This window comes from uncultured Thiohalocapsa sp. (assembly GCF_913062725.1).
GTDB lineage: Bacteria > Pseudomonadota > Gammaproteobacteria > Chromatiales > Chromatiaceae > Thiohalocapsa.
Genome location: NZ_CAJXWY010000001.1, coordinates 26,025 through 49,414, shown reverse-complemented (window position 1 = coordinate 49,414; position 23,390 = coordinate 26,025). Strand labels below are relative to the sequence as shown.

Here is a 23,390-nt window from a genome sequence, read left to right as displayed (position 1 = left end):
CGCGCGACCCCGGGCTGGGGGATCAGCGGCCCCCGTCGCCACTGCGGGACCAATTGCTGGTGATGCCCGCGCCCGGGTTCTGCAGGATGCGCTCGCCGGGACGCAGGCCGCTGAGCACCGTCACCATGGCGTCCGGCCGCGGCTCGCCGAGCCGAATCAGGCGCAGCTCCGGGTTGCCCTGCTCATCCAGCACGTAGACCCCGGGCAGGCTGCCATTGAAGCGCACGGCGGACCGGGGCACGACGGGGTTGACGCGCGCCGGTGCATTGAAGTCGGGCACCAGCACTTTCGCGTACATGCCGGGCTCCGAGACGCCCTGGGGCAGATCGAACTTGACCTTCACCGTATGGCGCTGCGGGTCGGCCATGGGGAAGATCTGAGCCACGCGCACGGGCACACCGTCGCCGCCGGTGCCGGCACGCGCGGGCACATCGAGCTCAGCGCGCAGCATCATGCCCTCGCGCAGGCCGGGACGCAGCCGCGCGGGGATGTCCACTTCCACCTGCAGGTACTCGACATCGGCGTAGTTCAGGAGCGGCTGGCCGGGCTGCACCGTATCGCCGACTTCGATGAATTTCTTGACGATGACCCCGTCGAACGGCGCCACCGCGCGCGCGTCGCGCAGCTTGGAGTCGAGGGCTCGCAGCTCGGCCTGCAGCGCCATCATGGCGTTGCGCGCCTCCTGGATCTGCGTGCCGGATGCGTACAGATCCGCCGACAGCTCGGCGTCTTGGTCGCGGTCGCCGATGAAGTCTTCCATGGGGCGGGTGAAGAACTGATCGAACAGATTCGGCACCCCCATGCCGCCGGGCGATGACCGCGAGCGCGGCGAGTACAGCTCACGGCCGTATTGCACACCGGCGTTTCGCAGCTGGGCATCTGCGGTGGCCAGCTGCGCCACCAATGCCTCGCGCTTGGCCCGGAGCTCACTGTCGTCGAGGGCGACCAGGGTGTCGCTCTCGTCGAAATCGTCGCCCTCGATGCCGGCGATGTACTGGACCCGGCCCGGCAGCTGTGCGGCGAATGTGACTTCTTTGTAGGGGATGACGGTGCCGCCGACCGAGACCGTCGGCAGCCCTTCCGCCTGCTTGACGACGTGGACGCCGTCGGCGCCCTGCGCGGCGGCATCCATGGCAAACAGCGGCAAGAGACAGGCAGCGAGCAGCCGAACAGCGACGAGGGAGGTTTTGCCCATGTGTACGGGTTCCTGAAGGCAGCGGAATGTGTTGTGCGGGTTGCGGCTTTGACCATTTTGCACCCGACGCCCGGACGTGGGCCAGCCGACGCCCGGGCGCAATGATCGCAGCACAGGCCTGCGTATGCCAGTGACCGCTCGGGCGATTGATGCGACAGCCGGTTGGGGGCGGTGGCGGTTGTGCCCGGTCCGGTCGTGTCCTGGCTGATGATGCTGGGCTGATGACGCTGGTCCGATGATGCTGGTCCGGCGATGCTGGGCCGATGACGCTGGGTCCGGTTGGGCTCGGCCCGATGGCCCTCGGCCGGCATCGGCGCCCGCGCCGTTTATCTTTATGTCATCAACGCAGAAGCTGTGGCCACGCTCCGGCGGGTTAGTATCTCGGAATCGGCCTACGACTTCAAGCAAACGAGCCATGAACCCGATCCAAATCAAGCCTTTGCCCTGATGGCACCGGTGCGGATGCGGCCGTGCTGGCGACAAGCGTTTGACTGCATTCGGCAAACCCGGGCTTGCCGGCGCTGGCCGACGATGCCCCGATGCCGCGCATCCCGTCGTATAGTAATGGGTGACACCCGCTCGCGCACCGTTCGTGCGACCGCCCGCCGCCTGCGCTGTCAGCCCCGGGCGCCGGTGCAGCCGTGTCGATGCCGACGGAGAGCCCAGCTTCAACGAAGAGGACACCGCCGATGCCTTCTGCGCTCGGACCGGAAACTGTGCAGCAACGCCTGAGCGACCTCGAGACCCACCTGGAGCAGGAGAATCCGATCCTGCTCAACGCCGTGCAGAGCTTCCGTACCCTCGACCAGGTCGCCTACGACCTGCATCTGCTGCCCCGGAACCAATCCTTCGCGAGCAAGGTCCCCTGGTGGCCGCTGATCTCGGTCCTGGGGACGTTCTCTGCGGGAAAATCGACGTTTATCAATGATTTTCTGGGGCAAAACCTGCAGCGTACGGGCAACCAGGCGGTGGATGACCGTTTCACGGTCATCGTCTACAGTCCCGAGAGCCGCAGCCATGCCCTGCCGGGCATCTCCCTCGACTCCGACCCGCGCTTCCCGTTCTATCAGATGTCGCAGCAGATCGAGCGTGTGGCCGGTGGCGAGGGCAAGCGCATCGACGCCTACCTGCAGCTCAAGACCTGCCGCAGTGACCGGCTCAAGGGCAAGATCGTCATCGACTCCCCCGGGTTCGACGCGGATGCTCAGCGTGATGCCATCCTGAGCATTACCGACCACATGATTGGCCTGTCCGATCTGGTCATCGTCATGTTCGATGCCCGTCACCCCGAGCCCGGTGCGATGCGCGACACGCTGCAGCATCTGGTGGCGGCGACGAAGCACCGCCCCGACTCGAGCAAATTCCTGTTCGTGCTGAACCAACTGGATACCGCGGCGACCGAGGACAACCCCGAGGATGTGGTGGCGGCATGGCTGCGGGCCCTGGGCGAGGTGGGCATGACCACGGGGCGCTTTTTCACATCGTTCAGCCCATCAAAGCCACCCATCGCCGACGATACCCGCCGGCAGCGCTTCGAAGCGAAGCGCGATGCGGACCTGGCGGAGATCTATCAGCGCATCGATCAGGTGGAAGTGGAGCGAGCGTATCGCATCGTGGCATCGCTGCGGGCAATCGCCAATGAGCTCGCCGATGAGACCCTGCCGACACTGACACGCGCCGTGCGCAGGTGGCGCTCCCGTACGCTATGGCTGGACATCGTTGTCCTGCTTGCGGTGGTGGGCTCATTCCTGGGCTGGAGTATCGCCGCCGGGCACTGGGAAGGGCTCAGCTATCAGCCCGACTGGCTCGCCTGGATGCGGGCTCAAGGCATCGATCATGCGCTCCAATATGCCGAGGGCGCGGCCCTGCTGGCGCTCCTGGGACTGCATTTCGGCGTCCGCAGCCTCGCCGCTGCCACGCTACGCCCGTGGCTGCGTCGCGAAGCCAAGAACAAGGCGCTGCCCGGCGACGTGCTGGCCGCCTTCGCCGCCAATACCAAGCGCTGGGGCCGTGAATTCTCCGGGCGTCCCTTCGGCTTCAGTCAACGCTGTGAGCGCCTGATCAGCGACGTGCTGCACGACTGCGAGACCTATGTGCAAAGCCTGAACGAGCGCTTCACCAATCCCAAGGGACTCCAGGACTGAGCCGGCAACGGCACGCCGCGCATGGAGCAGTGCCACCGCAATGCACCGGCGCCGGGGCGCATCGGCATCGATCTCGGCGGCACCAAGATCGAGGGCGCCGTCCTGACGGCGCACGGCGCACTACGACACCGCCGCCGCGTCGCCACCCCCCGGCACGACTACGATGCCACCCTGGCCGCCATCGCCGAGCTGGTGACGACACTGTCGCAGCACGCGCCCTGCGCCGCCGGCGTCGGTGTCGGCACGCCCGGTGCCATCTCGCCGTTCGACGGCCGGCTGCGCAATGCCAATTCCATCTGGCTGAACGGGCGCACGTTGGCGTCGGATCTCGCCGCACGGCTGCACCGGCCCGTGCGCATCGCCAACGATGCGGACTGTTTTGCACTCTCCGAAGCCACCGGCGGCGCCGGCGCCGGTGCGGTGAGCGTCTTCGGCGTCATCATCGGCACCGGCACCGGTGGCGGCATCGTCGTGCACGGGCGCCTGCTGCAGGGGCCGAATGCCATCGCCGGGGAATGGGGCCATAATCCCCTGCCCTGGCCCCAGCCCCACGAATGGCCCGGCCCGCACTGCTACTGCGGCAAGCGCGGCTGCATCGAGACCTTCTGCTCGGGACCGGCGCTGAGCGCCACCTTTGCGCGGGCGACCGGGCGACAACTGGATGCGGCGGCCATCGCCGCGGCGGCAACGACCGGCGACGGCGAGGCCGAGGCCGCGCTCGTGGGTTACGAGCAATGCCTGGGCCGGGCGCTGGCGGCGGTGATCAATCTCTTGGACCCGGAGGTCATCGTGCTGGGGGGCGGCCTCTCCAAACTGTCGCGCTTGTACGACAACCTCCCGGCCGTGATCGAGCGCTACGTCTTCTCCGACGGCCTCGCGACGCGGATCATTCCGCCGCACTTCGGCGACAGCAGCGGCGTGCGTGGCGCGGCCATGCTTTGGCCCGCAGCAGCCGACGGCGCCGGTTAGGCGCGGCGATGAGGCCCCGGCCCCGGCAGCGCGACCGGTCATCCCGCCAGCGCCCGCGGCCATGCATCAGACCAATCCCGCGGCACGCCGCAGCGCCGCCGCCACCGCCTGGTGCGCCGCCGTGCCAATGGCCGCATCCACCGCCGCCGCGTCCAGCCGCGGGCGCCGGCCAATGATGGCGGCCTTGACGCGGCGAATACGCTCCAGTGCCGTCTCCACCGCCGCAGCTGGTATCTCCTTCGCCGCGATCTGCGCCGCCAGTGCTTCCATCAACGCGAACTGGATGTGGGTTTGCGGCCGGCGGCCGTCGAGCCCACCGCCGCCGCCGATGAACAGATCGCAGCCGGCGCCCACCGCGCGACGGGTCAGCTCGGCGGCGGACCAGCGCCCCCAGACGCCGCGCATTTCCATGTTATCGGTGACGATCAGCCCGTCGAACCCCAGCTGCCCGCGCAACAGCCCCGTGAGGATGGGCGGCGACAGCGTCGCCGGCCAGTCGGGGTCGAGCGCCGGGTAAAGCACATGTGCGGTCATGATCGCGCCCACCCCGGCGGCCACCGCCGCGTGGAAGGGGGGCAGCTCGATGTCCTCGAGGGATTCATGCTCCCGCGGCACGATGGGCAGGGTCTGGTGCGAATCCACCGCGGTATCGCCGTGGCCGGGGAAATGCTTGCCACAGGCCAGGAGGCCGTGGGCCTGGTAAACCGCGATGATGGCCGATGCCACGGTCGAGACCAGCGCCGGCGTTGGCCCATAGGCACGGTCGCCGATGATCGGATTCGCCGGATTGCTGTCCACATCCAGCACCGGCGCATAGTTGACATTGATACCAACGCTGGTGAGCTCGGCGGCGGTGACGGCGGCGGCCGCCCGCACCAGCTCCAGGGAGCCCGTGAGCGCATACACCCGTCCCAGCACCCGCGCCGCGGGCAGCTCGGTGAACGGCGCCCGCAGCCGCGCCACCCGGCCACCCTCCTGGTCGACGCTGATCAGCGGCGGCTCATCCGCCGGGTAATGCCGGTGCAAGTCCGCGCACAGCCGCGCCACCTGCCCGGGGGTGGCGATGTTGCGCCGGAACAGGATGAATCCCGCGGGGCGCCAGCGCCGGATGGTTTCGGCGAGGGCCGCGTCCACGGCGACGCCGTCGAAGCCCAGGATGAAGCATCCGCCGGCGAGGTGCTGAGCATGCATGGCGACGAGCCCGGGCGCCCGTGACGGCGCCGGCAGCTGAGACAGGCCCGGCATTATAGCGGCGCGCCGGCGCCGGCGCGCACAGCGCACCCCCCGCAGCCGCGCCCGCGAGCTTCGGCAGTCGGATACACTAAGGTCATGACATGGCGCTGTCACATGGCAACGAGCCATGAGACCGATACCGCCCCACCGAGTCCGGGCGCGTCCGCGATTCTGGGTAAAGCCCCGCACCGCCGCGCCCGCACCGCCGCCAAGACGGAGACCGACCATGACCACCGCCGCCGCCACCGATAACCCGGATCTCAGGACCCTGGCCCGGGACCGTATGCAGGTGCCCCAGCAGCCGCAGTGGCCCGCGCTGGGCAGCGCCGAGAAGGACGCCCTGAAGGCACGCATCAAGGCCTTGCTGCGCGAGCAGCAGGCGGTGCTGGTGGCCCATTACTACGTCGACGGCGACCTGCAAGCACTCGCCGAAGAGACCGGCGGCCATGTGGCGGATTCGCTCGAAATGGCCCGCTTCGGCGCCGAATCCGATGCCAGGACCCTGGTGGTGTGTGGCGTCCGGTTCATGGGCGAGACGGCGAAAATCCTCAATCCAGAGAAGCGCGTGCTGATGCCGACGCTCGAGGCCACCTGCTCCCTCGATGAAGGCTGCCCGCCGGACGCCTTCACCGCGTTTTGTGACGCACACCCGGATCGCACCGTCGTGGTCTACGCCAACACCAGCGCCGAGGTGAAGGCCCGCTCCGACTGGGTGGTCACCTCCAGCATCGCGCTGCCCGTGGTGGAGCACCTGCATGCCCAGGGCGAGAAGATCCTCTGGGCGCCGGACAAGCACCTGGGACACTACGTGCAGCGCATGACCGGCGCCGACATGCTGCTGTGGGACGGCGCCTGCGTGGTGCACGAAGAGTTCAAGGGCTTCGCGCTCGATCGCCTGCGACGCCTGCATCCCGACGCGGCGGTGCTGGTGCACCCCGAATCGCCGGACGAAGTCGTCGACCAGGCGGACGTGGTCGGCTCCACCACACAGCTCATCAAGGCCGTCCAGACAATGGCCAACGACGCGTTCATCGTCGCCACCGACGAGGGCATTTTCTGGAAGATGCACCAGCTGGCGCCGGGTAAGCGCCTCATCGCCGCCCCCACCGCCGGCGCAGGGGCCACCTGCGAGAGCTGCGCCCACTGCCCCTGGATGGCCATGAATGCGCTGCAGAACCTGGAGCAGGTGCTGCGTACCCATGACCAGGAAATCCTTATCGACGAGGCCGTCCGCCAGCGTGCGGTGGTGCCCATCCAGCGTATGCTGGACTTCGCGCGCGAGCGCGGCATCGGCGCGCGACGCGACAGCGACTGAGCCCGCCACGGGCGGCGGCGAGGCCGTCGCCCCTTAACGCGCCCCCCACCCGGCCCGGCGGCGTCGCCCGCGGCCCGTGCCAGCGGGTGGGCGCGGCCCCCCCTGAGCGCGCGCGGACACGCCACACGCAGACTCAGGGGCGTCGCCCACCCCGCTGGTCGCGGGCGAAGGTCGCCGTCGGCACCAGCAGCAACGCCGCCAGCACCAGCAGGCTGAGCAGCCCGCCCACCAGTGGCCCGCCCGCCGAGGACAGGACGCCGGACAACAACAGCCATCCCAGCACGAACAGCCACGCCATGGGCAGGCCCATGTCCCGCACCCGCTTGGCCATGATGTTGAGCTGCCCCAGGAGCAGCAGCGCGAACACGGCGGCGACCACCAGCACGCCCACCGGACCCAGGCTCTCGCCCAGCGCCACCTGGGTCTCCAGCGGCTCGCCGCCCGCCATGCGCTCCGCCGCGCCGATGACCGCACCCAGCACGAAGGCCAGCACCGCCACCAGCAGCACCAGAACCACATACCAGACGAGGAAGGGCAGCCGTTGCAGCCGCCCGTGCTGGATTTCACCCCACAGGGCTGTGAACATACCGCCTCCCGATCGACCGCGCCATTGCCACAGCGGCCCAGCTTACGGGAAAAGCGCAGGTCAGCGCGAGTGGCCCGGGCAGCAGCACGTTACAGCCGCCCCCGTGCGCCGCCCCCCGGGCGCCGACACATAGGCCATCCGCCGCTAGAATGCACGCTGCCGCAGCCACGCCGCGCCGGCGCCAGCAGAGGCCTTCAATGTGACCACAACACTGACGCGTACCCCAGGCTTCCTGCCCTTCGTGGCGGTGGTGTTCCTGAACAGCTTCGTCGATCTGGGCCACAAGATCATCATCCAGAACACGCTGTTCAAGGCCTACGATGGTCCGGAGCAGATCTGGCTGACCGCGCTGGTGAACGCCCTGATTCTGCTCCCGTTCATCCTGTTGTTCACGCCCTCGGGATGGCTCGCCGACCGCTGGCCGAAAAACCGCGTCATGCGCATCGCCGCCTGGGTGGCCGTCGGCATCACCCTCGCCATCACCGCCTGCTATTACCTCGGGCTGTTCTGGCCGGCATTCATCATGACCTTCGTGCTGGCGCTGCAAAGCGCCATCTACTCGCCGTCCAAGTTCGGCTACATCAAGGAGCTCTGCGGCATCGAGGCGCTGACGCCCGCCAACGCCTGGGTGCAGGCCAGCTCCAGCATCGCCATCCTCGCCGGCATCCTGAGCTTTTCGGTGCTGTTCGAGCTGCTGCTGGCCACACCCAACGGCGATATCGGCGGCAGCGGCCTGCCGCCGGACGAGATCATCCGCACCATCGCGCCCGTCGGCTGGTTCCTGGTGCTGGGCTCGCTGGTGGAAGTGGCGCTGGCCTACCGGCTGCCGGACAAGCGCCCGGGCGCGCCCGCCATGCATTTCGACTGGTCGCAGTATGTCAGCGGACGGTATCTGGGACATAACCTGCATGCGGCCTGGGACAACGCCGTCATCTGGCTCTCCATCATTGGTCTCGGCGTCTTCTGGGGCATCTCCCAGGTGCTGCTGGCGGCCTTCCCGGCCTTTGTGGAAGACAGCCTGGGCGAAGCCAATACCGTGGTCATCCAGGGGGTCATGGCCTTCGCCGGCATCGGCATCATCGTCGGTGCCGCCATCGCCGGGCGCATCTCGCGCGATCATGTGGAAACGGGGCTGATTCCCTTCAGCGCGCTCGGCATCGCCGCGACCCTGTTCGTGCTGCCCGCCATCGGCGTCACCTGGCTGCACGGGATCAATTTCCTGGCGCTGGGGCTCGCCGCCGGCATGTTCATCGTCCCGCTCAACGCCCTGATCCAGTTCAACGCCGGCGAGCGTGAGCTGGGCCGGGTGCTGGCGGCGAAGAACTTCATCCTCCACTGGATCATGCTGGCCGGGCTCGTGGTCACGGTCATCTCCGCCCTGGCCGAAACCGGCAGCCGCGCCATCATGCTGGCGCTGGCACTGGTGGGTCTGGGGGGTGCAATCTACACGGTCTGGCAGCTCCCGCAGTCGCTGGTGCGCTTTTTCATCGCCCGCCTCATGGCGACGCGCTACCGCCTCCAGGTCATCGGGCTGGACAACATGCCGGCCCAGGGCGGCGTGCTCATGCTCGGGAACCACATCAGCTGGATCGACTGGGCCATGGTGCAGATGGCAAGCCCCAGGCCCGTGCGCTTCGTCATGGAGCGGGTCATCTACGAGCGCTGGTGGCTGAAGTGGTTTCTCGACTTCTTCGGCGTCGTGCCCATCTCCGGCACCAGCAGCGGTCACGCGCTGCGCCGCGTCACAGGGCTCATCAATCGCGGCGAGGTGGTGTGCATCTTCCCGGAGGGCACCCTCAGCAAGAACGCGCAGCTGGCGGCGTTCAAGCGCGGGTTCGAGCGCGCCGCGCAGGGTGCCGACGGTGTGATCCTGCCGTTCTACCTGCGCGGCCTCTGGGGCAGCCGTTTCTCCAACGCCAGCGAGAAGCTCAAGGCCAGCCGCCGCGGTGGCCGCGCGCGGGATGTGATCGTCGCCTTCGGCCCGACCCTGCCCATCACCAGCGACGCCCAGCAGGTGAAGCAGGCCGTGATCGAGCTGTCGGTGAGCTCCTGGGCCGAGCATGTGCAGACCCTGCCGACGCTGCCCGCCGCCTGGCTCGCAACGGCCAAGCGCAGACTCGGCACGCCCGTGGTGCTCGACGCCGCGAGCGGTGCGACCCTGACCAACCGCCGCCTCATCGCCGCGGTGCTCGTCTTCGCCGGGGCCATCCGCAAGCGTTGTCCCGAGCAGAACCTGGGCATTTTACTGCCGGCCTCCAGCGCCGGTGTCATCGCCAATCTCGCCGCTTGGCTGGCGGGCAAGACGGTGGTCAATCTCAACTACACGGCGACGCCGCAGGCCCTGCGCGCGGCGCTGCAGACCGCCGGTATCCGTCACGTCGTCACCGCCGAGCGCTTCCTGCGCACGCTCGAGCGGCGCGGCATCGATGCGCGGACATTGCTCGCCGGCGCGCAACTGCACGCGATGGAAGACATCCGTGCCGGTGTCGGCAAGGTGAGTGGCCTGATCATGCTCGCCGCCGCCATCGTCCTGCCCGCCTGGCTGCTGCGGGCGCATTACTGTCGCCGGCTGCATCCGCAGGACACCGCAGCCATTCTGTTCTCATCCGGCAGCGAAGGTCACCCTAAGGGCGTGGAGCTCACGCACCGGAACATCCTCGCCAACGTGCGCCAGATCGCCGATGTCCTCAACACCGAGACCGACGACCTGATGCTCTCGAACCTGCCGCTGTTCCATGCCTTCGGTCTCACGGCCACCACGGCGCTGCCCCTGCTGGAGGGCATCCCCATGGTGTGTCACCCCGATCCCACCGATGCCCTGGGCAACGCCAAGGCCATCGCCCGCTACCGGGCGACGGTGTTGTGCAGCACGTCCACCTTCCTGCGCCTCTATGTCAAGCACCATCGGGTGCATCCCCTGATGCTCGATAGCCTGCGCATCGTCGTCGCCGGCGCCGAGCGCCTCGGTCCCGACGTGCGCGATGCCTTCGCCGTGAAGTTCGGCAAGCGCATTTACGAGGGCTACGGCGCCACGGAGACCACACCGGTGGCGAGTGTGAACGTCCCCGACGCCATCGAGCTCAACAACTGGAAAATCCAGACCGGCAGCAAGCCCGGCACCGTCGGCATGCCGCTGCCGGGCACCAGCTTTCGCATCGTCCACCCGGACACCCTGGCGCCGCTGCCCACCGGTGAGGACGGGCTCATCCTCATCGGCGGCGTGCAGGTCATGAAAGGCTATCTGCACGACCCGCAGCGTACCCGGGCCGCGGTGGTTGAGCTGGACGGGCAGCGCTGGTACAAAACCGGCGACAAAGGGCATCTGGACGCCGACGGCTTCCTCACCATCGTCGACCGTTACGCGCGGTTCGCCAAGCTCGGCGGTGAAATGGTCAGCCTCGGCGCCGTGGAGGCGCATGTGCGCCGGGCCCTGGGCCGCCCGGAACTGGCGCTCTGCGCCGTCGCCCTGCCCGACGCGAGAAAAGGCGAACGGGTGGTGCTGCTGCTCGCCGCAGACCTGAGCGCCGATCAGCTGCGCGCCGCGCTGCTCGATGCCGGCGTCAGCCCGCTGCTGCTGCCGTCCGCCGTGGTCAATGTCGACACGGTACCCACGCTGGGCAGCGGCAAGACGGATTTCGCCGCCGCGGTGCGCCTGGCGCAAGCCCGTGTCGGACCTGACGATGCCACCGCGGCGCAGCCCGCCGCCGCCCCAGCCCACGCGCACCGCTGACGTCGACGACCCCAACATGCACACCCACGCCCGCATCCCGCGTCTGTTTCCCCGTCTGCCCCAGGGGGTCTGCCTGCTGGCGGCGCTGGCCCTGCTCGCCGGCTGCGGCGAGGACCCCATGGGACCGGATAACCGCCTGGCCCTGCTCGCACTCAGCAAGTGCCGCCACACGCAAGCGTTGCAGCTCACCGACAACGCCATCGCCCGCGGCAACGCGCACAACGTCCACAGCGCCTGGGCGCTGAAAGCGGCCATCCTGCGCGACATGGGCGAGCGCCAGGACGCCGAAGCACTGTACCCGCGGATCGCCGCGGCCTGGGAGGCGGCCAAAGGGCGCACCCTCACCGCCGCCCGGCGCGAGCGCGATATCGGCCTTTTCCTGGATGCGGCCAAAGCACAGCGTGTCAGCCTGGGCCTCAGCGAGGACTGCGCCGATGCAATCAAGGCGTCCGCCCCGGGGCCGACCGCCGGCCCGGCCCCGAGTCCCCCGCAGGATCCATCCGGAGACTAAGCTTGCGGCACAAGCCCGACGCCATGACCCCGGCCGCCGCCTATCGGGCCGCCATCTACGCCGGCCGCCTGCAAACGGACCCGGCGCAGCAGCATGCCATCGCCGCCCTGGAAGCCGTCCATGGTGCGCTGTGTGGCGCGGCCGCCGCGCCCACACCCATCGGCCGCTGGGGCCGCCGACTGCTCGGGCGCCCGCCTCTGCGCACGCCCATCGCCGGACTCTACCTCTGGGGCGATGTCGGCCGTGGGAAAACGCTGCTCATGGACCTCTTCTACGACGCCCTGCCCCACACCGCGAAGCGCCGGGTGCACTTCCATCGCTTCATGCAGGAGCTGCACGCGCGTCTGCGGCGAATGGCCGGCCGACGCGATCCGCTCACCCACATCGGCGCACAGCTCGCCGCCGAGCACCCGGTGCTGTGTCTGGACGAGATGCAGGTGGAGGACATCACCGACGCCATGCTCATGGCGGGTCTGCTGGATACCCTGTTCCAGCACGGTGTGACCCTGGTGACCACGTCCAACGTGCCGCCCGAGGGGCTGTACCGGGCGGGCTTGCAACGCGAGCGCTTCCTCCCCGCCATCGATCTGCTGCGCCGCCATTGCCGCATCCTGGCGCTGGACGGCCCGACGGATTACCGCCTGCGCCAGCTGGAACAGGCGCCGGTGTATCTCACGCCCACCGGTGCGGCGGCGGATACGGCGCTCGGTCGTCATTTTGCGGCGCTGACGGCGGGCGCCGACGCCCGCACGGACCCGGTCCTGGTGAATGATCGACCCATCCCGACGGTGGCCTGGGCCAGAGGCGTGGTCTGGCTCGATGCCGATGTGGTCTGCAACATTCCGCGCTCGAAAAACGATTATGTCGAGCTGGCGCGCGCCTTCCACACGGTGCTGCTCGCGAATCTGCGCCCCCTGGACGACGAGCAGAGCGATCGCGCCCACCGCCTCGTGACCCTGGTGGACGCCCTGTACGACCGTGCCTGCACGCTGATCTGCAGTGCCGATGTGCCGCCCGCGGAGCTGTATCGGGGCCGGGATATGGGCTTCGCCTTCGCGCGCACCCGCAGCCGGCTGACGGAGATGCAAACCGACGCCTACATCGGCCGGGCCCACCTCGGTTGAGGCGGCGGTGCGCGCCCACGTCGGGTCGGCGGGCGATCGGGCACGGACAGGTGCAGGGTCGCCGGCGTACAATCCGCGCGGTGAGCCGCCGCACCAACCGTGCCCGACCAATCGCACCGGATCAATCGCAACGAGCCAATCGCAACGAGCCGGCGCCATTGCCACCAGGCCCTGGGCGCAGCGGATGCCGGCGCGTCAGAGCCTTACCCGGAGACATGCAATGCTGAACAAAAAGCTCTTGGATATCCTCGTCTGCCCCGTCACCAAGGGGCCCCTCGTCTACGACCGCGAGACGCAGGAGCTCATCTCCGTGGCCGCCCGCCTCGCCTATCCCATCATCGACGACATTCCGGCTCTCATCGAGTCGGACGCGCGCCCTCTCTCGGAAGAAGAAGCGGAGCGCATCCGCAAATCCCAGACACCCCGCTAAAGTCTTCCGGGCCCATGGACGTGCCCGTCAAATGACCTTGGAGAAGCCCACGGGGCCCTGCTTCGCCTCCAGGTAGGCGTCGAAGGCCATGCAGATATTGCGAATCAGCAGCCGCCCCTTGGGCAGCACGCCGATGCCCTCGGCGTCCACCTCGAGCAGCTCGTCCTGCTGCATGCCCTGGAGCTTGCTCAGACTGCGGCCGAAGTAGTCGTGGAAGTCGATGCCCCACCGGCGCTCCACGTCGGCGAAGTCGAGCCGGAAGTGGCAGATGAGCCGGGTGATGACGTCGCGGCGGATCTCGTCGTCGCGGTTCAGCTCGATGCCCCGGAACACCGGCAGGCGGCCGGCGTCGATGTCCTCGTAGTAGGCATCGAGCTCGCGGCGGTTCTGCCCATAGGTGTTGCCCACCTTGCCGATGGAGGTGACGCCGAGACCGATGAGGTCGCAATCGGCGTGGGTGGAATAGCCCTGGAAGTTCCGATACAGCGTGCCATCGCGCTGGGCGCGGGCCAGCTCGTCGTCCGGGCGGGCGAAATGATCCATGCCGATATACAGCCAGCCGGCCTCGGTGAGGCGCTCGGTGGTGGCCTGCAGGATCTGAAGCTTCACCTCCGGTGGCGGCAGATCGTCGTCGCTGATCCGGCGCTGCGGCATGAACCGCTTGGGCAGATGGGCATAGTTGAACACCGACAGCCGATCGGGACCAACGGCGATGATGCGCTCCACGGTGGCCATGAAGCTCTCGGCGGTTTGGTGCGGCAGGCCGTAGATGAGATCGATGCTGATGGAGCGGAAGCCCTCGGCGCGCGCCGCCTCCAGCACCGCCATGGTTTCCGCTTCCGACTGGATGCGATTGACCGCCTGCTGCACCTTCGGATCGAAGTCCTGCACGCCCAGGCTCATGCGGTTGAAGCCGATCTCCCGCAGCAGTTTCACCGTCTCGCCGGTGGCCTCGCGCGGATCGATCTCGATGGAATACTCGCCGTGCTCGTCGTCGGCCAGCCTGAAGTGCTTGCGGGTCTGATCCATCAGCGCGCGCATCTGCCCGTGACTCATGAAAGTCGGCGTGCCGCCGCCCCAGTGCAGTTGCTCGACCACCCGATCGGCATCGAACAACGCCGACTGCAACGCCATCTCTTTGTACACGCGCTCCAGATAGGGCTGCACCAGGGTGCGATCCTTGGTGGCGATCTTGTTGCAGGCGCAGTAAAAACAGACCGTGTCGCAGAACGGAATATGGAAGTACAGCGACAGCGGCCGGGCGCTGGCATTGGTATCGCGGCAGACCTCGGCATAGCGGCTGGCATCGAAGGCCGGATCGAACTCCACCGCGGTGGGATAGGAGGTGTAGCGCGGACCGCTTTGGTCGTAGCGCTTGATCAGGTCAAGATCGAACACCGTGCGCTGATCGTCGCCGGCGGAGGTCGCGGGACGCGTGCCCGTGTCGGCAGGCTGGTCGCCGGCTGTGGGTCGGGTGTGGTCAAGCATCGTCATCCTCCAGCTCGAGCCCGCTGCGGTGGGTCTCGTTACTCTGTGTCTATCGGGTATGAGCCGCCAGCTCAGCGACGCAGCGTACCACGCCACCGATGCACACGGTCGTCGCGCTCGCATCCATCCAGGCTCACAGTGCCGCCACGGCTTTGGCGAATTGGTCGTGATGGGCATCGAGTGTGCTGCTGTCGAGGGTGAAGACCCCCTCCCCGCCGTGCTCGAAGTCGATCCAGGTGAAGGGCACGGCCGGCAGCGCCGCCGCCAGGGCATCGGCGCTGTTGCCCACCTCCACCACCAGGATACCGTCATCGGCCAGGTAGTCCGGGGCGTCGCGCAGGATGCGGAGCACGAGATCGAGCCCGGTCTCCCCGGCGGCCAACGCCAAGGTCGGCTCGTGGGCGTACTCCGGCGGCAGGGTCTCCATCTCGGCGGCGCCCACATAGGGCGGATTCGACACGATGATGTCGTAGCCGTCATCGTCGTCGCCGCCGATGCGCGCGAACAGATCCGACTCCAGCGCCCGCACCCGCCCCTGCAGGCCATGGCGGGCGATGTTTCGCCGCGCCACCGCCAGCGCCGCCGGCGAGATATCCGCCAGATCCACCAGCGCCGACGGCAGATGCATGGCCGTGGCGATGCCGAGACAACCGCTGCCGGTACAGAGATCGAGCACCCGGCGCACGCCATCCGGCGCGGTCCAGGGTGCAAAGCCCTGCTCGATGAGCTCGGCGAGTGGCGAGCGGGGAATCATCACGGCCTCATCCACCTCGAAGTCGAGGCCGGCGAAGCGGGTGCTGCCGGTGAGGTAGGCCGCCGGACGACGCTCGTCCACGCGCCGCCGCAGCAGCGCCAAAACGACCTCGCGCTCGGAGGCTGTCACGTGGCAGCCGCCGTAGACGGCGGCCAGCTCGAAGGGCAGATGCAGTGCATGGGCGACGAGCCAATGGGCCTCATCGCGCGCATTGTCCGTGCCATGCCCGAAGTGCAGCCCCGCCGCCGTCAACCGGCTCGCGCCCCAGCGCACGAGATCGGCAATGGTGGTGAGCGCGTCGGTTTCGGTTGGCATCTGGGCTTGCAAGGGCCTGCTCGCATCGGCCATGGCGGTGGCACTTGCGCGGGGTGCGGGTCACCTGCGTCAGCGCCGTGGGTGGCGAAGGATAGCACCAAAATCGCGCGTGGCCCGGAGAGTGCCATGAGCATTGACGCGGGTCAGCTCGTGGTGCACGCGCACCGGCTGGGTTGACGCGAGCCACACTGGTCGACACGAAGGAGCTGTGCCCGGGGTGTGGTGTGCCCGGGCCGGGAGGGTGGCCCGGGCAGCGGGCCCGGACACGATGCTGGTTGACGTCGGACGGGAGTGACGCCGGGTGGGAGTGGTGTCAGGCGGCGCGTTGTTTACCGCCGACCAGCCCCTTACTGTTCACCGCCGTCTCGCGCTGCCCGCGCTCCACCAAATCGGCGAGGCTGATGTCGCTGAGAAAAGTGAAGATCTCGTCGCTGAGCTGATCCCACAGCGAATGGGTGAGGCAGCGCTGGCCGTCGCGGCAGTTCTCGCGGCCACCGCAGCGGGTGAATTCCACCCACTCGTCTACGGCGCAGATGATATCTGCGATGGAGATGTCGTCCGCGGCCTTACCAAGGTAGTAGCCACCCCCGGGGCCGCGGATGCCGCGCACCAGCTGCTTGCTGCGCAGCGACGCGAATAATTGTTCGAGATAGGAGAGGGAGATGCCCTGGTTGACCGAGATGTCCGAGAGTGTCACCGGCCCCTTGCCCGAGTGCAGGGCCAGATCCAGCATGGCGGTGACCGCGTACCTACCTTTGGTTGAGAGTCTCATGGTGCGATGCCTTGAATGCGTTGGGGCGCTGGGCCGTCGAGTTCTCCAGCGACCACCCCTCGGCCCGGTATGCCGGCACCCGGGGCTGCCGCTCGCCGCGATAGAATATCCTAGGCTGGAACTTGGTTTTGTAACCGCCGTTGTCAACCCATCGTCGGTGAATTTTCCGATGACTTGCCGGGGCGGCTTGGACAAAACCTGTATGTCGGGAGGTTGGGCAGACTCGATACCAGATGGTTCCCCGGCGCCCCCGGTGCCTCATACCACCGATGGCGAAGGCGTGGGGCCGACGTGGTTGAGACGGCCGGGATCGGGGCCGATCCGGTGGCCGTCGCGCCGACACCAGCCGAGCCACTTGGACAAGAACAGGTTGGCCTTCCACTTGGCGCGCAGCGCCGGCGAGTCGTAATGGCTGAAAATGGGCAGTGCCGTCTGCCTCAGGTCCAGCACTTCCACCTGTTCGGCGTCGTGGTAGGCCTTCAGCGTCGCATCCGGCTCCGGCAGCCAGTCCGAGCAACCTCCACCGGAGGGGAACAGATGGGTGAGACGGAACGTGGTGGTGTAGCGGGCCTGCTCGATGATCTCCAGCTGCAGGGAGGGATGCCCGGGCCGCCCGGAGATTTGCACCCCGGAGAGGCTCGGCAGTCGTGGCACGAGCTGCATGAGCGCGCGGTAGTTCTCCTCACACAAGGCCATCAGCACGCCGACGGTGGGCTGCTCGCCGGTGAGGTCCAGCTTGCTGATGATGGTTGTGGGGACTTGCATGCTGCGGACGTGGGCTGTAACGGCACCGCCGCCCACCCGGGGCGGTCGGCGGCCGGCGTTCGACTTGACGAGTGTCAGGCGTTGCTGTCCTGCTGGGCGGCGATGTCGGCGCGCACCTGGTCCATGTCCAGCTCGCCGGCCTTGGTGAGAAGCTCGCGGAACGAGCCCTCGGGCAGCGCACCGGGCTGGGAGAAGATGATCACCTGATCGCGGAAGATCATCAGAGTCGGGATCGAGCGAATCTGGAAATGTGCGGCGATCTGCTGCTCTTCTTCGGTGTTGACCTTGGCGAAGACGATGTCGCCATGGTCCTCCGAGACCTTCTCGAATACCGGTGCGAAGGTGCGGCACGGACCGCACCAGGGCGCCCAGAAGTCCACAACCACGAAGGAATTGTCCGCGACGGTGGATTCGAAATTCTCTTGCGTCAGCTCTACAACGGCCATGGATCAACTCCTAGCGCCTGGTTCACATGGCCGGCGAGAATAACAGATCGATCCGAGCCTCGCAGTTTCCCGCCAACAGGGCGCGGGCTTTGCCGGAGGCCTGCCCCATGTTTGCCTCAATAGGCGAAGTTCCAGGATGCGACCCCTGCGGCGCTGAGGTACACGCGCTTGGCCGGCGGGTCGGAATCGGCCACACCGGCGGCGGCGTCGTCGAGCGCGAGCAGGATCTCGGCGCGATGACCCACCCAGCTTGCGAGCGCCGGCTGATCAGGCAGCTGAATACGACGCTCGGCGATGCTCAGCAGGCGCAACAGGTCCCGCTGATCCGCGGCCGACTGTGCCGCGAGCAGGCGCGGCAGCGGCGCCGCGAACAGCACGAACACCGCCGCACCGTGGTGTGCCGCCGCCTGCGTCGCCACCAGTCTCGCCGCCGCATCCGTCGGGTCCACCGCCAGCGTCAGTCCCCGATCCGGATAACGTGCCACGAGCCCGCGTAGCACCGCTCGCACGCCACGGCGCAAGCCACGGCGATCGGCGTGCACCCCGGCGCTGCGCACACCCACGATCAGCCGGCGCACGACCCCGCGTCCGGAGCGCGCGAGCAACGCCGGCACCAGACGCACGGCGAAGCGGTCCAGATCCTGCATCGCGGCACTGAGCTCGGCGTAGGGAATCAGCTGCGGATGCCGTTTGCGGGCATTGTCGCGCTCCGGCCCGTAGGTCCAGCCGTCGAGCCAGCGCTCCACCGCCCAGCGGCGGTGCTCGATGATCGCCAGCCGCTCCACCTCGGTGGGGGCGAAGGCGAACGACTCCACCATCTCCTCCGGCACGGCACGGCAGTCGGTCACGGCGAGCTTCGCCCACAGGTGGTCCGCCTGGTGGCGGTTCGCGTCTTTGTAAGATCCGGCGAGCTGCGCCCATGGCAGCCCCGAAGGCGCCGCAGCCGGATCCCGCCCTTGCGCGGCGGAGGTGTCTCGGTAGTGCTCGTGGATGACCGCCGCCAGGGCATCATCGCGGCCTTCCAGCAGGACCTCGCGCGAGTAGGCGAGCCGCAGCGGTTGCAGCGGTACGCACTGGCCATCCCAGTCCGCCAGTCGACCCTGGGGCCAGGTGTCTTCGGTGGCCAGGAGCACCAGCGGCGACGCCCCCTGAGCCGCCGCGTGCGCGCGCAGGGCGCGGGCGCGGGTCAGCGTCACAGCGGTGTCGGCATCGCCGATGATCATCATGGTCAGGGGTGGTGCGCCCCGCAGATCCGGCATCGACAGCGCCGTGCAGCGCAGTCGCGCGCAGGCATGCGCCTGCGGATGGCGGCTTGCGATCCACTCCCGCCACGCGGCCGGCGGGTCGGCCGCCAGCGTCACCACCGGCGGGTCCTGCGCGTACTGGCCGATGCGCAACGCATGCAGAAAGCTGGCCCGCGCAAAGGACCCGAAGCCCGCGATCAGCAGGTGCGCCACCTGGCCCGCCGGCGGGTCCATGCCGCGATGCAGTGGCCAGCGCGCGAACATCACCCGCGCCGCGGTGCGCAGCGGGTCCATCCACTCCAGCCGCAGCATCCCGGCGGTGGCGTCGGCGCCGGTGGCGAGGCTCGACGCGTGCTCCGACTCGCCCTGGACCGCATCCGGCTCGTGCAGCACCACCACCCGCAGCGGCCGGCGCCGCGCGGCCAGCGAGGCGCGCACCTGCGCCAGGCGCCGGGGCAGACGTGCATCCGCCGCCAGCAGCAGCAGTTGGGCGTGCCGTGGAATACGCTCGCCGCGCCGGCGCTCACGCACGCGCAGTCCGTCGGCGCGGAGCACGGCGCGGGCCGTCGCCAGCGACGGCCCCTCCCCGTCCAACAGGACGAGTGGCGCGAGGCGCCAGGGCAACATGCCGCGGCCGGTCCGGTGGCGGCGGGTCAGCCGGCGTTGTGCAGCACCTGTCCAGCCTCATCAACCACGGACACGGCGATGGGGATGCCCTCACGAATGCTGGCGGAGACCACGCAGAAGTCCTCGAACAGGTGCTTGCAGCGCTCGAACCGCTTACTGGCCGCCAGCTCGTCGTTGATGATGAGCTTCACGGACAGGCCGCCGATGCGCAGGCGCTGTCGTGCATTGCGCACCAGGGTGCAGGTGGCTTCGGCACGCAGGCTGCTGTCCGGCGGATCCTCCTTGCTGAGGCAGTAGAGCAGGCTCGCCGAGAGACAATTGGCCGCGGCCGCGGCGAGCAGCCGCGAGGCGTTGGGTCCGCCGGTTTCGCCCAGCGGGGGTGGCTCATCGGTCAGCAGATCGGCGGCGTGCTTCCAATCGAAGCGGACATTGATCTGATAACCCTCCTGCTGCTCCAGGTGGATCGTGAAGCGACCTTCTTCTGACATGGGTTGGCTAGCTCCCTTTGCGGGTTCATGAACGAGTGAAGGGCCTGCGCAGCGGCGATGACGGCATCGTTTCGACTTGAGTCGAGCTCAGGGCCCCGGCGCAGCGTGGTCGACGCGCTTTCAAAAGGCGGCGACGAAGGCGGCGATGAAGTCCTCCAGCGCCGCCTCGGGAAGGTGATTGATGCCTGCGGCGGCTTTGCGACCGCCGCCGGTCTCGAACTGACGGCACAGCGCGTCGGCGCCCTCGCGCGTGCTCAGCGGCGCCCGCACACTGACCACATAGCCGCCGTCGACGCCACCGGTGAGCAGGGCATGGGCACGCGCCGGCTCGGCTTGCGCCAGGGCATTCGCATACACGCCGCTGACCCGCCTCGCCCAGGGCGCCGCCGGCAGGACGACATAGCTGTGGCGCGGTCCGGGGTGCACCAGCTCGGCGTCTTCGGCGCGCGCCATGTCATCGCGATAGCCCTCGCGCAGTTGCGCGAAGGCCGCATCCTCGCGCGCGAAGGCAAGCGGGTCTGCATAGGGCGCCAGCTGCCGAAACAAATCCGCGGGATGAAAATGCAGATCCTCCACCGTGGCGCCGTAGCCGTTGTAGTTGATGAGAATCCCCAGCTCGCGCAGCAGCGCCAGATCAGCGTCGGCCAGCGCCAGCGGCTCGGCGGCGCGGGCGGCGGCGGCGTCGAAATTGTCGCCGTAGGTGCCAACCACCGCCCACGCCCGCCGGGCGCCGCCCAGGTAATCGTCCACCAGCAAGCTGGTGCCCTTGTCGGGCAGGGTTTCGATGTGGACGTCCAGCGCCGGATGCGCCGGGATCTCGCCGGCATAGTGGTGATCGAAGTAGGACACGGCGGCACCCTGCGCCAACAGCGCCAGGCAGGCGTCGCGATTTTTGTCGAACGACAGATCCAGCACCGTGACACGGTCGCCGGCCCGGGCGCGCACGCGCTGGACCAGGGCGATATCGCGCTTGACGCCGGTCACCAGCACGGCCTCGCGCGGCTCGCTCAGGTGCAGCTGCTGCAGCGCACAGATGCCGTCGGCATCGCCGTTGAAGACGTCGTGATCAGTCATTGCGATCTCACCCCAGGCGCAGTGTCGATGCAGCGTGAAGGGTAACCCTGAGGTGGCGAAAAGGCGAATGCCCGCGATGGCTGGCGCGCGCACGAGCGTCGGCGCACCCACCAACGCGAGCTGTCCTCATTGGACGGCCTGTGCCCGCACAGCCTATACTTTGCGGTTTACGTAAGCGCGCGAGCGGCCGCGGCCCATGCCGCCCGGCCCGGGCGACGCCGATGCCCCGGTTTTCCCGCACACAAGATCCGGTCGATGATCACTCCTCCGCCAGCCGCGTCAGCCGACGGCCGCCACGATCTGCTCAGCCTCGATCTGCGCGGCTGCGAGACCCTCGCCCAAACCTTCGGCTGCAAGCCGTTTCATGGCCGGAACCTGTTCAAGTGGGTCCACAAGCATGACGTCGACGACTTCGACGCCATGACCGACTTGCCCAAGGCCTTCCGCGCCCGGATCGCCGCCGAGGCCCGGATCGACCGCCTGCCGGTGGCCGCGGAGATGCCGTCGGCGGACGGCACCGTGAAATGGCTGCTGGAGCTCGCGGATGGCCAGCGCGTGGAAACGGTCTTCATCCCCGAGGAGCGACGCACCACGCTGTGCGTCTCATCCCAGGTCGGCTGCGCACTCGACTGTGCCTTCTGCGCCACGGCCCGCCAGGGCTTCAACCGCAACCTCAGCGCCGGCGAGATCATCGCCCAGGTGCGTCATGCGGTGCGGCGTATGGGCCAAGCGCCCACCAACATCGTGCTCATGGGCATGGGCGAGCCGCTGGCCAACTTCGACGCCGTGGTCACGGCCACCAACATCATGCGCGATGACCTGGCGTACATGCTCTCCAAGCACCGCGTGACCCTCTCCACGTCGGGCATCGTGCCCAACATCTATCGCCTGGCCGAAGTCACCGACATCGCCCTGGCGGTGTCCCTGCACGCGCCGGACAACAGCCTGCGCGACGCGTTGGTGCCCATCAATCGCAAGTACCCGCTGGAGATGCTGATCCCGGCCTGCCGCGCCTACCTGCGCGGCGACCCGCGTCGGCGCATCACCTGGGAATACGTCATGCTCGACGGCGTCAACGACAGTCCCGCCCATGCCAAGGCGCTCATCCGCCTGCTGGAAGGCACGCCGTCCAAGGTCAACCTCATCCCGTTCAACCCCTTCTCGGGCAGCGGCTTCGAGACCAGCCCGCCCGAGCGGGTGGACAGCTTCCGCCAGCGGCTGCAGCGCGCCGGGCTGGTGGCCACCACCCGCAAGACCCGCGGCGACGAGATCGCCGCCGCCTGCGGCCAGCTGGTGGGCCGCGTGCAGGATCGGCGCCGGCGGCGCGTGGCGGCGGCTGTCCCGGCACACCCATGACCCGCGACGCCCGCGCGCCCTGCCTGGTGTTGGCGCTGCTCCTGCTTACCGCCTGCGGCGGACGCGCGACACGGGATGCCGCCGTGACGGGGCTGGTGCAGGATGACAGCCCCGCCGACCTGTATGTCAGTATGGCGTCGGCCTACTTCGAGCGCGGCCAGCTCGATGCGGCCCTGGCGGCCGGCCTGCGGGCAGTCCGGGAAGACAAGCACAACGCCGATGCGCAGTATGTGCTGGCGATCATCTATCGCCGGCTCGGCGAGCAGCAAGCGGCCAGCCGTCACTTCGCCGATGCCCTGCGGCTGGAGCCGGACAACCCGGAGCTGCTGAATGCCCACGGCACCCTGCTGTGCGTGGACCGCGACTACGACCAGGCCATCGAGCTGTTTCGCGAGGCGGCGGTGAGCCCGCTCTATCGAACGCCCGAGGTCGCCTTGATGAATGCCTCGGACTGCTCGCGCCGCGCCGGGCGCTCGCAGGCGGCCGAGCGCTATCTGCGCGAAGCCTTGTCGCAGAGTGCCAGCTACCCGCCAGCGCTGCTGGCCATGGCACAGCTCAGCTACCAGCGCGGCGACTATCAGCTCGCCCGCGACTACATGACCCGGTACGGCCGGGTGGGTCGCCCGAGCCCGGCGGCACTGCTGCTGGCCCATCGCATCGAGCTGGCGCTGGGCAACCGCGCCTCGGCCGAGACCCTGGCGGCTCGGCTGCGGCGGCAATTTCCGGACGCCCCCGAAATCATGGCGCTCTGAGGCTCCAGCCGACGCCGATCGTCGGTCGCTGACGCCGCACCGCCCGGCAACGTTTCAACATCCATCACCGAG

The 23,390-nt window shown here is 68.6% G+C and carries 20 protein-coding genes; 9 read left to right on the top strand and 11 right to left on the bottom strand.

All coding sequences use genetic code 11. The annotated features are described in order from the left end of the window. Positions 1-22: 22 nt before the first annotated feature. Complete coding sequence (locus QZ588_RS00235; protein WP_295538492.1) at positions 23-1,132, bottom strand: efflux RND transporter periplasmic adaptor subunit; 1,110 nt, start codon at positions 1,130-1,132, stop codon at positions 23-25. A gap of 752 nt (positions 1,133-1,884) precedes the next feature. Here QZ588_RS00235 and QZ588_RS00230 point away from each other — a divergent pair. Further along, positions 1,885-3,339 carry a dynamin family protein gene (locus QZ588_RS00230; RefSeq protein ID WP_295538337.1) on the top strand — a complete coding sequence of 485 codons (1,455 nt, stop codon included), beginning with the start codon at positions 1,885-1,887 and terminating at the stop codon, positions 3,337-3,339. A gap of 21 nt (positions 3,340-3,360) precedes the next feature. Beyond that, complete coding sequence (locus QZ588_RS00225; RefSeq protein ID WP_295538334.1) at positions 3,361-4,308, top strand: ROK family protein; 948 nt, start codon at positions 3,361-3,363, stop codon at positions 4,306-4,308. A gap of 66 nt (positions 4,309-4,374) precedes the next feature. Here QZ588_RS00225 and nagZ read toward each other — a convergent pair whose 3' ends face one another. Next, on the bottom strand, positions 4,375-5,499 hold the full coding sequence (gene nagZ, locus QZ588_RS00220; RefSeq protein WP_295538333.1) for a beta-N-acetylhexosaminidase: 1,125 nt from the start codon (positions 5,497-5,499) through the stop codon (positions 4,375-4,377). 268 nt (positions 5,500-5,767) lie between these two features. On the opposite strand from nagZ, the gene nadA reads away from it, so the two are divergent. Further along, on the top strand, positions 5,768-6,856 hold the full coding sequence (nadA, locus tag QZ588_RS00215) for a quinolinate synthase NadA (RefSeq protein ID WP_295538330.1): 1,089 nt from the start codon (positions 5,768-5,770) through the stop codon (positions 6,854-6,856). Between the two features lie 133 nt (positions 6,857-6,989). On the opposite strand, the gene QZ588_RS00210 is transcribed toward nadA, so the two are convergent. After that, complete coding sequence (locus tag QZ588_RS00210; protein WP_295538328.1) at positions 6,990-7,442, bottom strand: DUF805 domain-containing protein; 453 nt, start codon at positions 7,440-7,442, stop codon at positions 6,990-6,992. A gap of 199 nt (positions 7,443-7,641) precedes the next feature. Between QZ588_RS00210 and QZ588_RS00205 the strand changes: the two genes are divergently transcribed. The 4 genes from QZ588_RS00205 to QZ588_RS00190 all read left to right on the top strand — a co-directional run bounded on the left by QZ588_RS00205 (position 7,642) and on the right by QZ588_RS00190 (position 13,237). After that, positions 7,642-11,172: an acyl-[ACP]--phospholipid O-acyltransferase gene (locus QZ588_RS00205; protein WP_295538325.1), complete on the top strand. Its 3,531-nt coding sequence runs from the start codon at positions 7,642-7,644 to the stop codon at positions 11,170-11,172. Between the two features lie 16 nt (positions 11,173-11,188). After that, positions 11,189-11,683: a hypothetical protein gene (locus QZ588_RS00200; RefSeq protein WP_295538322.1), complete on the top strand. Its 495-nt coding sequence runs from the start codon at positions 11,189-11,191 to the stop codon at positions 11,681-11,683. A gap of 2 nt (positions 11,684-11,685) precedes the next feature. Then, a complete protein-coding gene (zapE, locus tag QZ588_RS00195; RefSeq protein WP_295538319.1) occupies positions 11,686-12,807 on the top strand; it encodes a cell division protein ZapE in 1,122 nt (373 codons plus the stop codon). 223 nt (positions 12,808-13,030) lie between these two features. Then, positions 13,031-13,237, top strand: a complete 207-nt coding sequence (locus QZ588_RS00190) for a Trm112 family protein (RefSeq protein WP_295538491.1) — start codon at positions 13,031-13,033, stop codon at positions 13,235-13,237. A 27-nt stretch (positions 13,238-13,264) separates the two neighbouring features. On the opposite strand, the gene hemN is transcribed toward QZ588_RS00190, so the two are convergent. From hemN to QZ588_RS00150, 8 genes are all read right to left on the bottom strand, one after another. Beyond that, on the bottom strand, positions 13,265-14,725 hold the full coding sequence (gene hemN / locus QZ588_RS00185) for an oxygen-independent coproporphyrinogen III oxidase (protein WP_295538318.1): 1,461 nt from the start codon (positions 14,723-14,725) through the stop codon (positions 13,265-13,267). A gap of 133 nt (positions 14,726-14,858) precedes the next feature. Further along, a complete protein-coding gene (prmB, locus tag QZ588_RS00180) occupies positions 14,859-15,794 on the bottom strand; it encodes a 50S ribosomal protein L3 N(5)-glutamine methyltransferase (protein WP_295538316.1) in 936 nt (311 codons plus the stop codon). Positions 15,795-16,107: 313 nt separating this feature from the next. Continuing rightward, positions 16,108-16,566 (bottom strand): Rrf2 family transcriptional regulator, encoded by a 459-nt coding sequence (locus tag QZ588_RS00175; RefSeq protein ID WP_295538313.1) that lies wholly within the window; start codon positions 16,564-16,566, stop codon positions 16,108-16,110. A gap of 258 nt (positions 16,567-16,824) precedes the next feature. Then, positions 16,825-17,331, bottom strand: a complete 507-nt coding sequence (locus QZ588_RS00170; RefSeq protein ID WP_295538310.1) for a DUF1249 domain-containing protein — start codon at positions 17,329-17,331, stop codon at positions 16,825-16,827. A gap of 74 nt (positions 17,332-17,405) precedes the next feature. Further along, positions 17,406-17,777, bottom strand: a complete 372-nt coding sequence (gene trxA / locus QZ588_RS00165) for a thioredoxin (protein WP_295538307.1) — start codon at positions 17,775-17,777, stop codon at positions 17,406-17,408. Positions 17,778-17,893: 116 nt separating this feature from the next. Further along, positions 17,894-19,648 (bottom strand): RyR domain-containing protein, encoded by a 1,755-nt coding sequence (locus QZ588_RS00160; RefSeq protein WP_295538304.1) that lies wholly within the window; start codon positions 19,646-19,648, stop codon positions 17,894-17,896. A 26-nt stretch (positions 19,649-19,674) separates the two neighbouring features. Beyond that, on the bottom strand, positions 19,675-20,136 hold the full coding sequence (locus QZ588_RS00155) for an OsmC family protein (RefSeq protein ID WP_295538301.1): 462 nt from the start codon (positions 20,134-20,136) through the stop codon (positions 19,675-19,677). A 120-nt stretch (positions 20,137-20,256) separates the two neighbouring features. After that, positions 20,257-21,210, bottom strand: coding sequence for an acetyltransferase (locus tag QZ588_RS00150; RefSeq protein ID WP_295538298.1), 954 nt, complete (start codon positions 21,208-21,210; stop codon positions 20,257-20,259). Between the two features lie 255 nt (positions 21,211-21,465). Between QZ588_RS00150 and rlmN the strand changes: the two genes are divergently transcribed. Together rlmN and pilW are read left to right on the top strand one after the other, a co-directional pair. Then, a complete protein-coding gene (rlmN, locus tag QZ588_RS00145) occupies positions 21,466-22,566 on the top strand; it encodes a 23S rRNA (adenine(2503)-C(2))-methyltransferase RlmN (RefSeq protein ID WP_295538296.1) in 1,101 nt (366 codons plus the stop codon). Next, entirely contained in the window at positions 22,563-23,318 is a 756-nt protein-coding gene (gene pilW, locus QZ588_RS00140; RefSeq protein WP_295538294.1) for a type IV pilus biogenesis/stability protein PilW, read from the top strand. Before rlmN ends, pilW begins: the two co-directional genes overlap by 4 nt. Positions 23,319-23,390 lie beyond the last annotated feature (72 nt).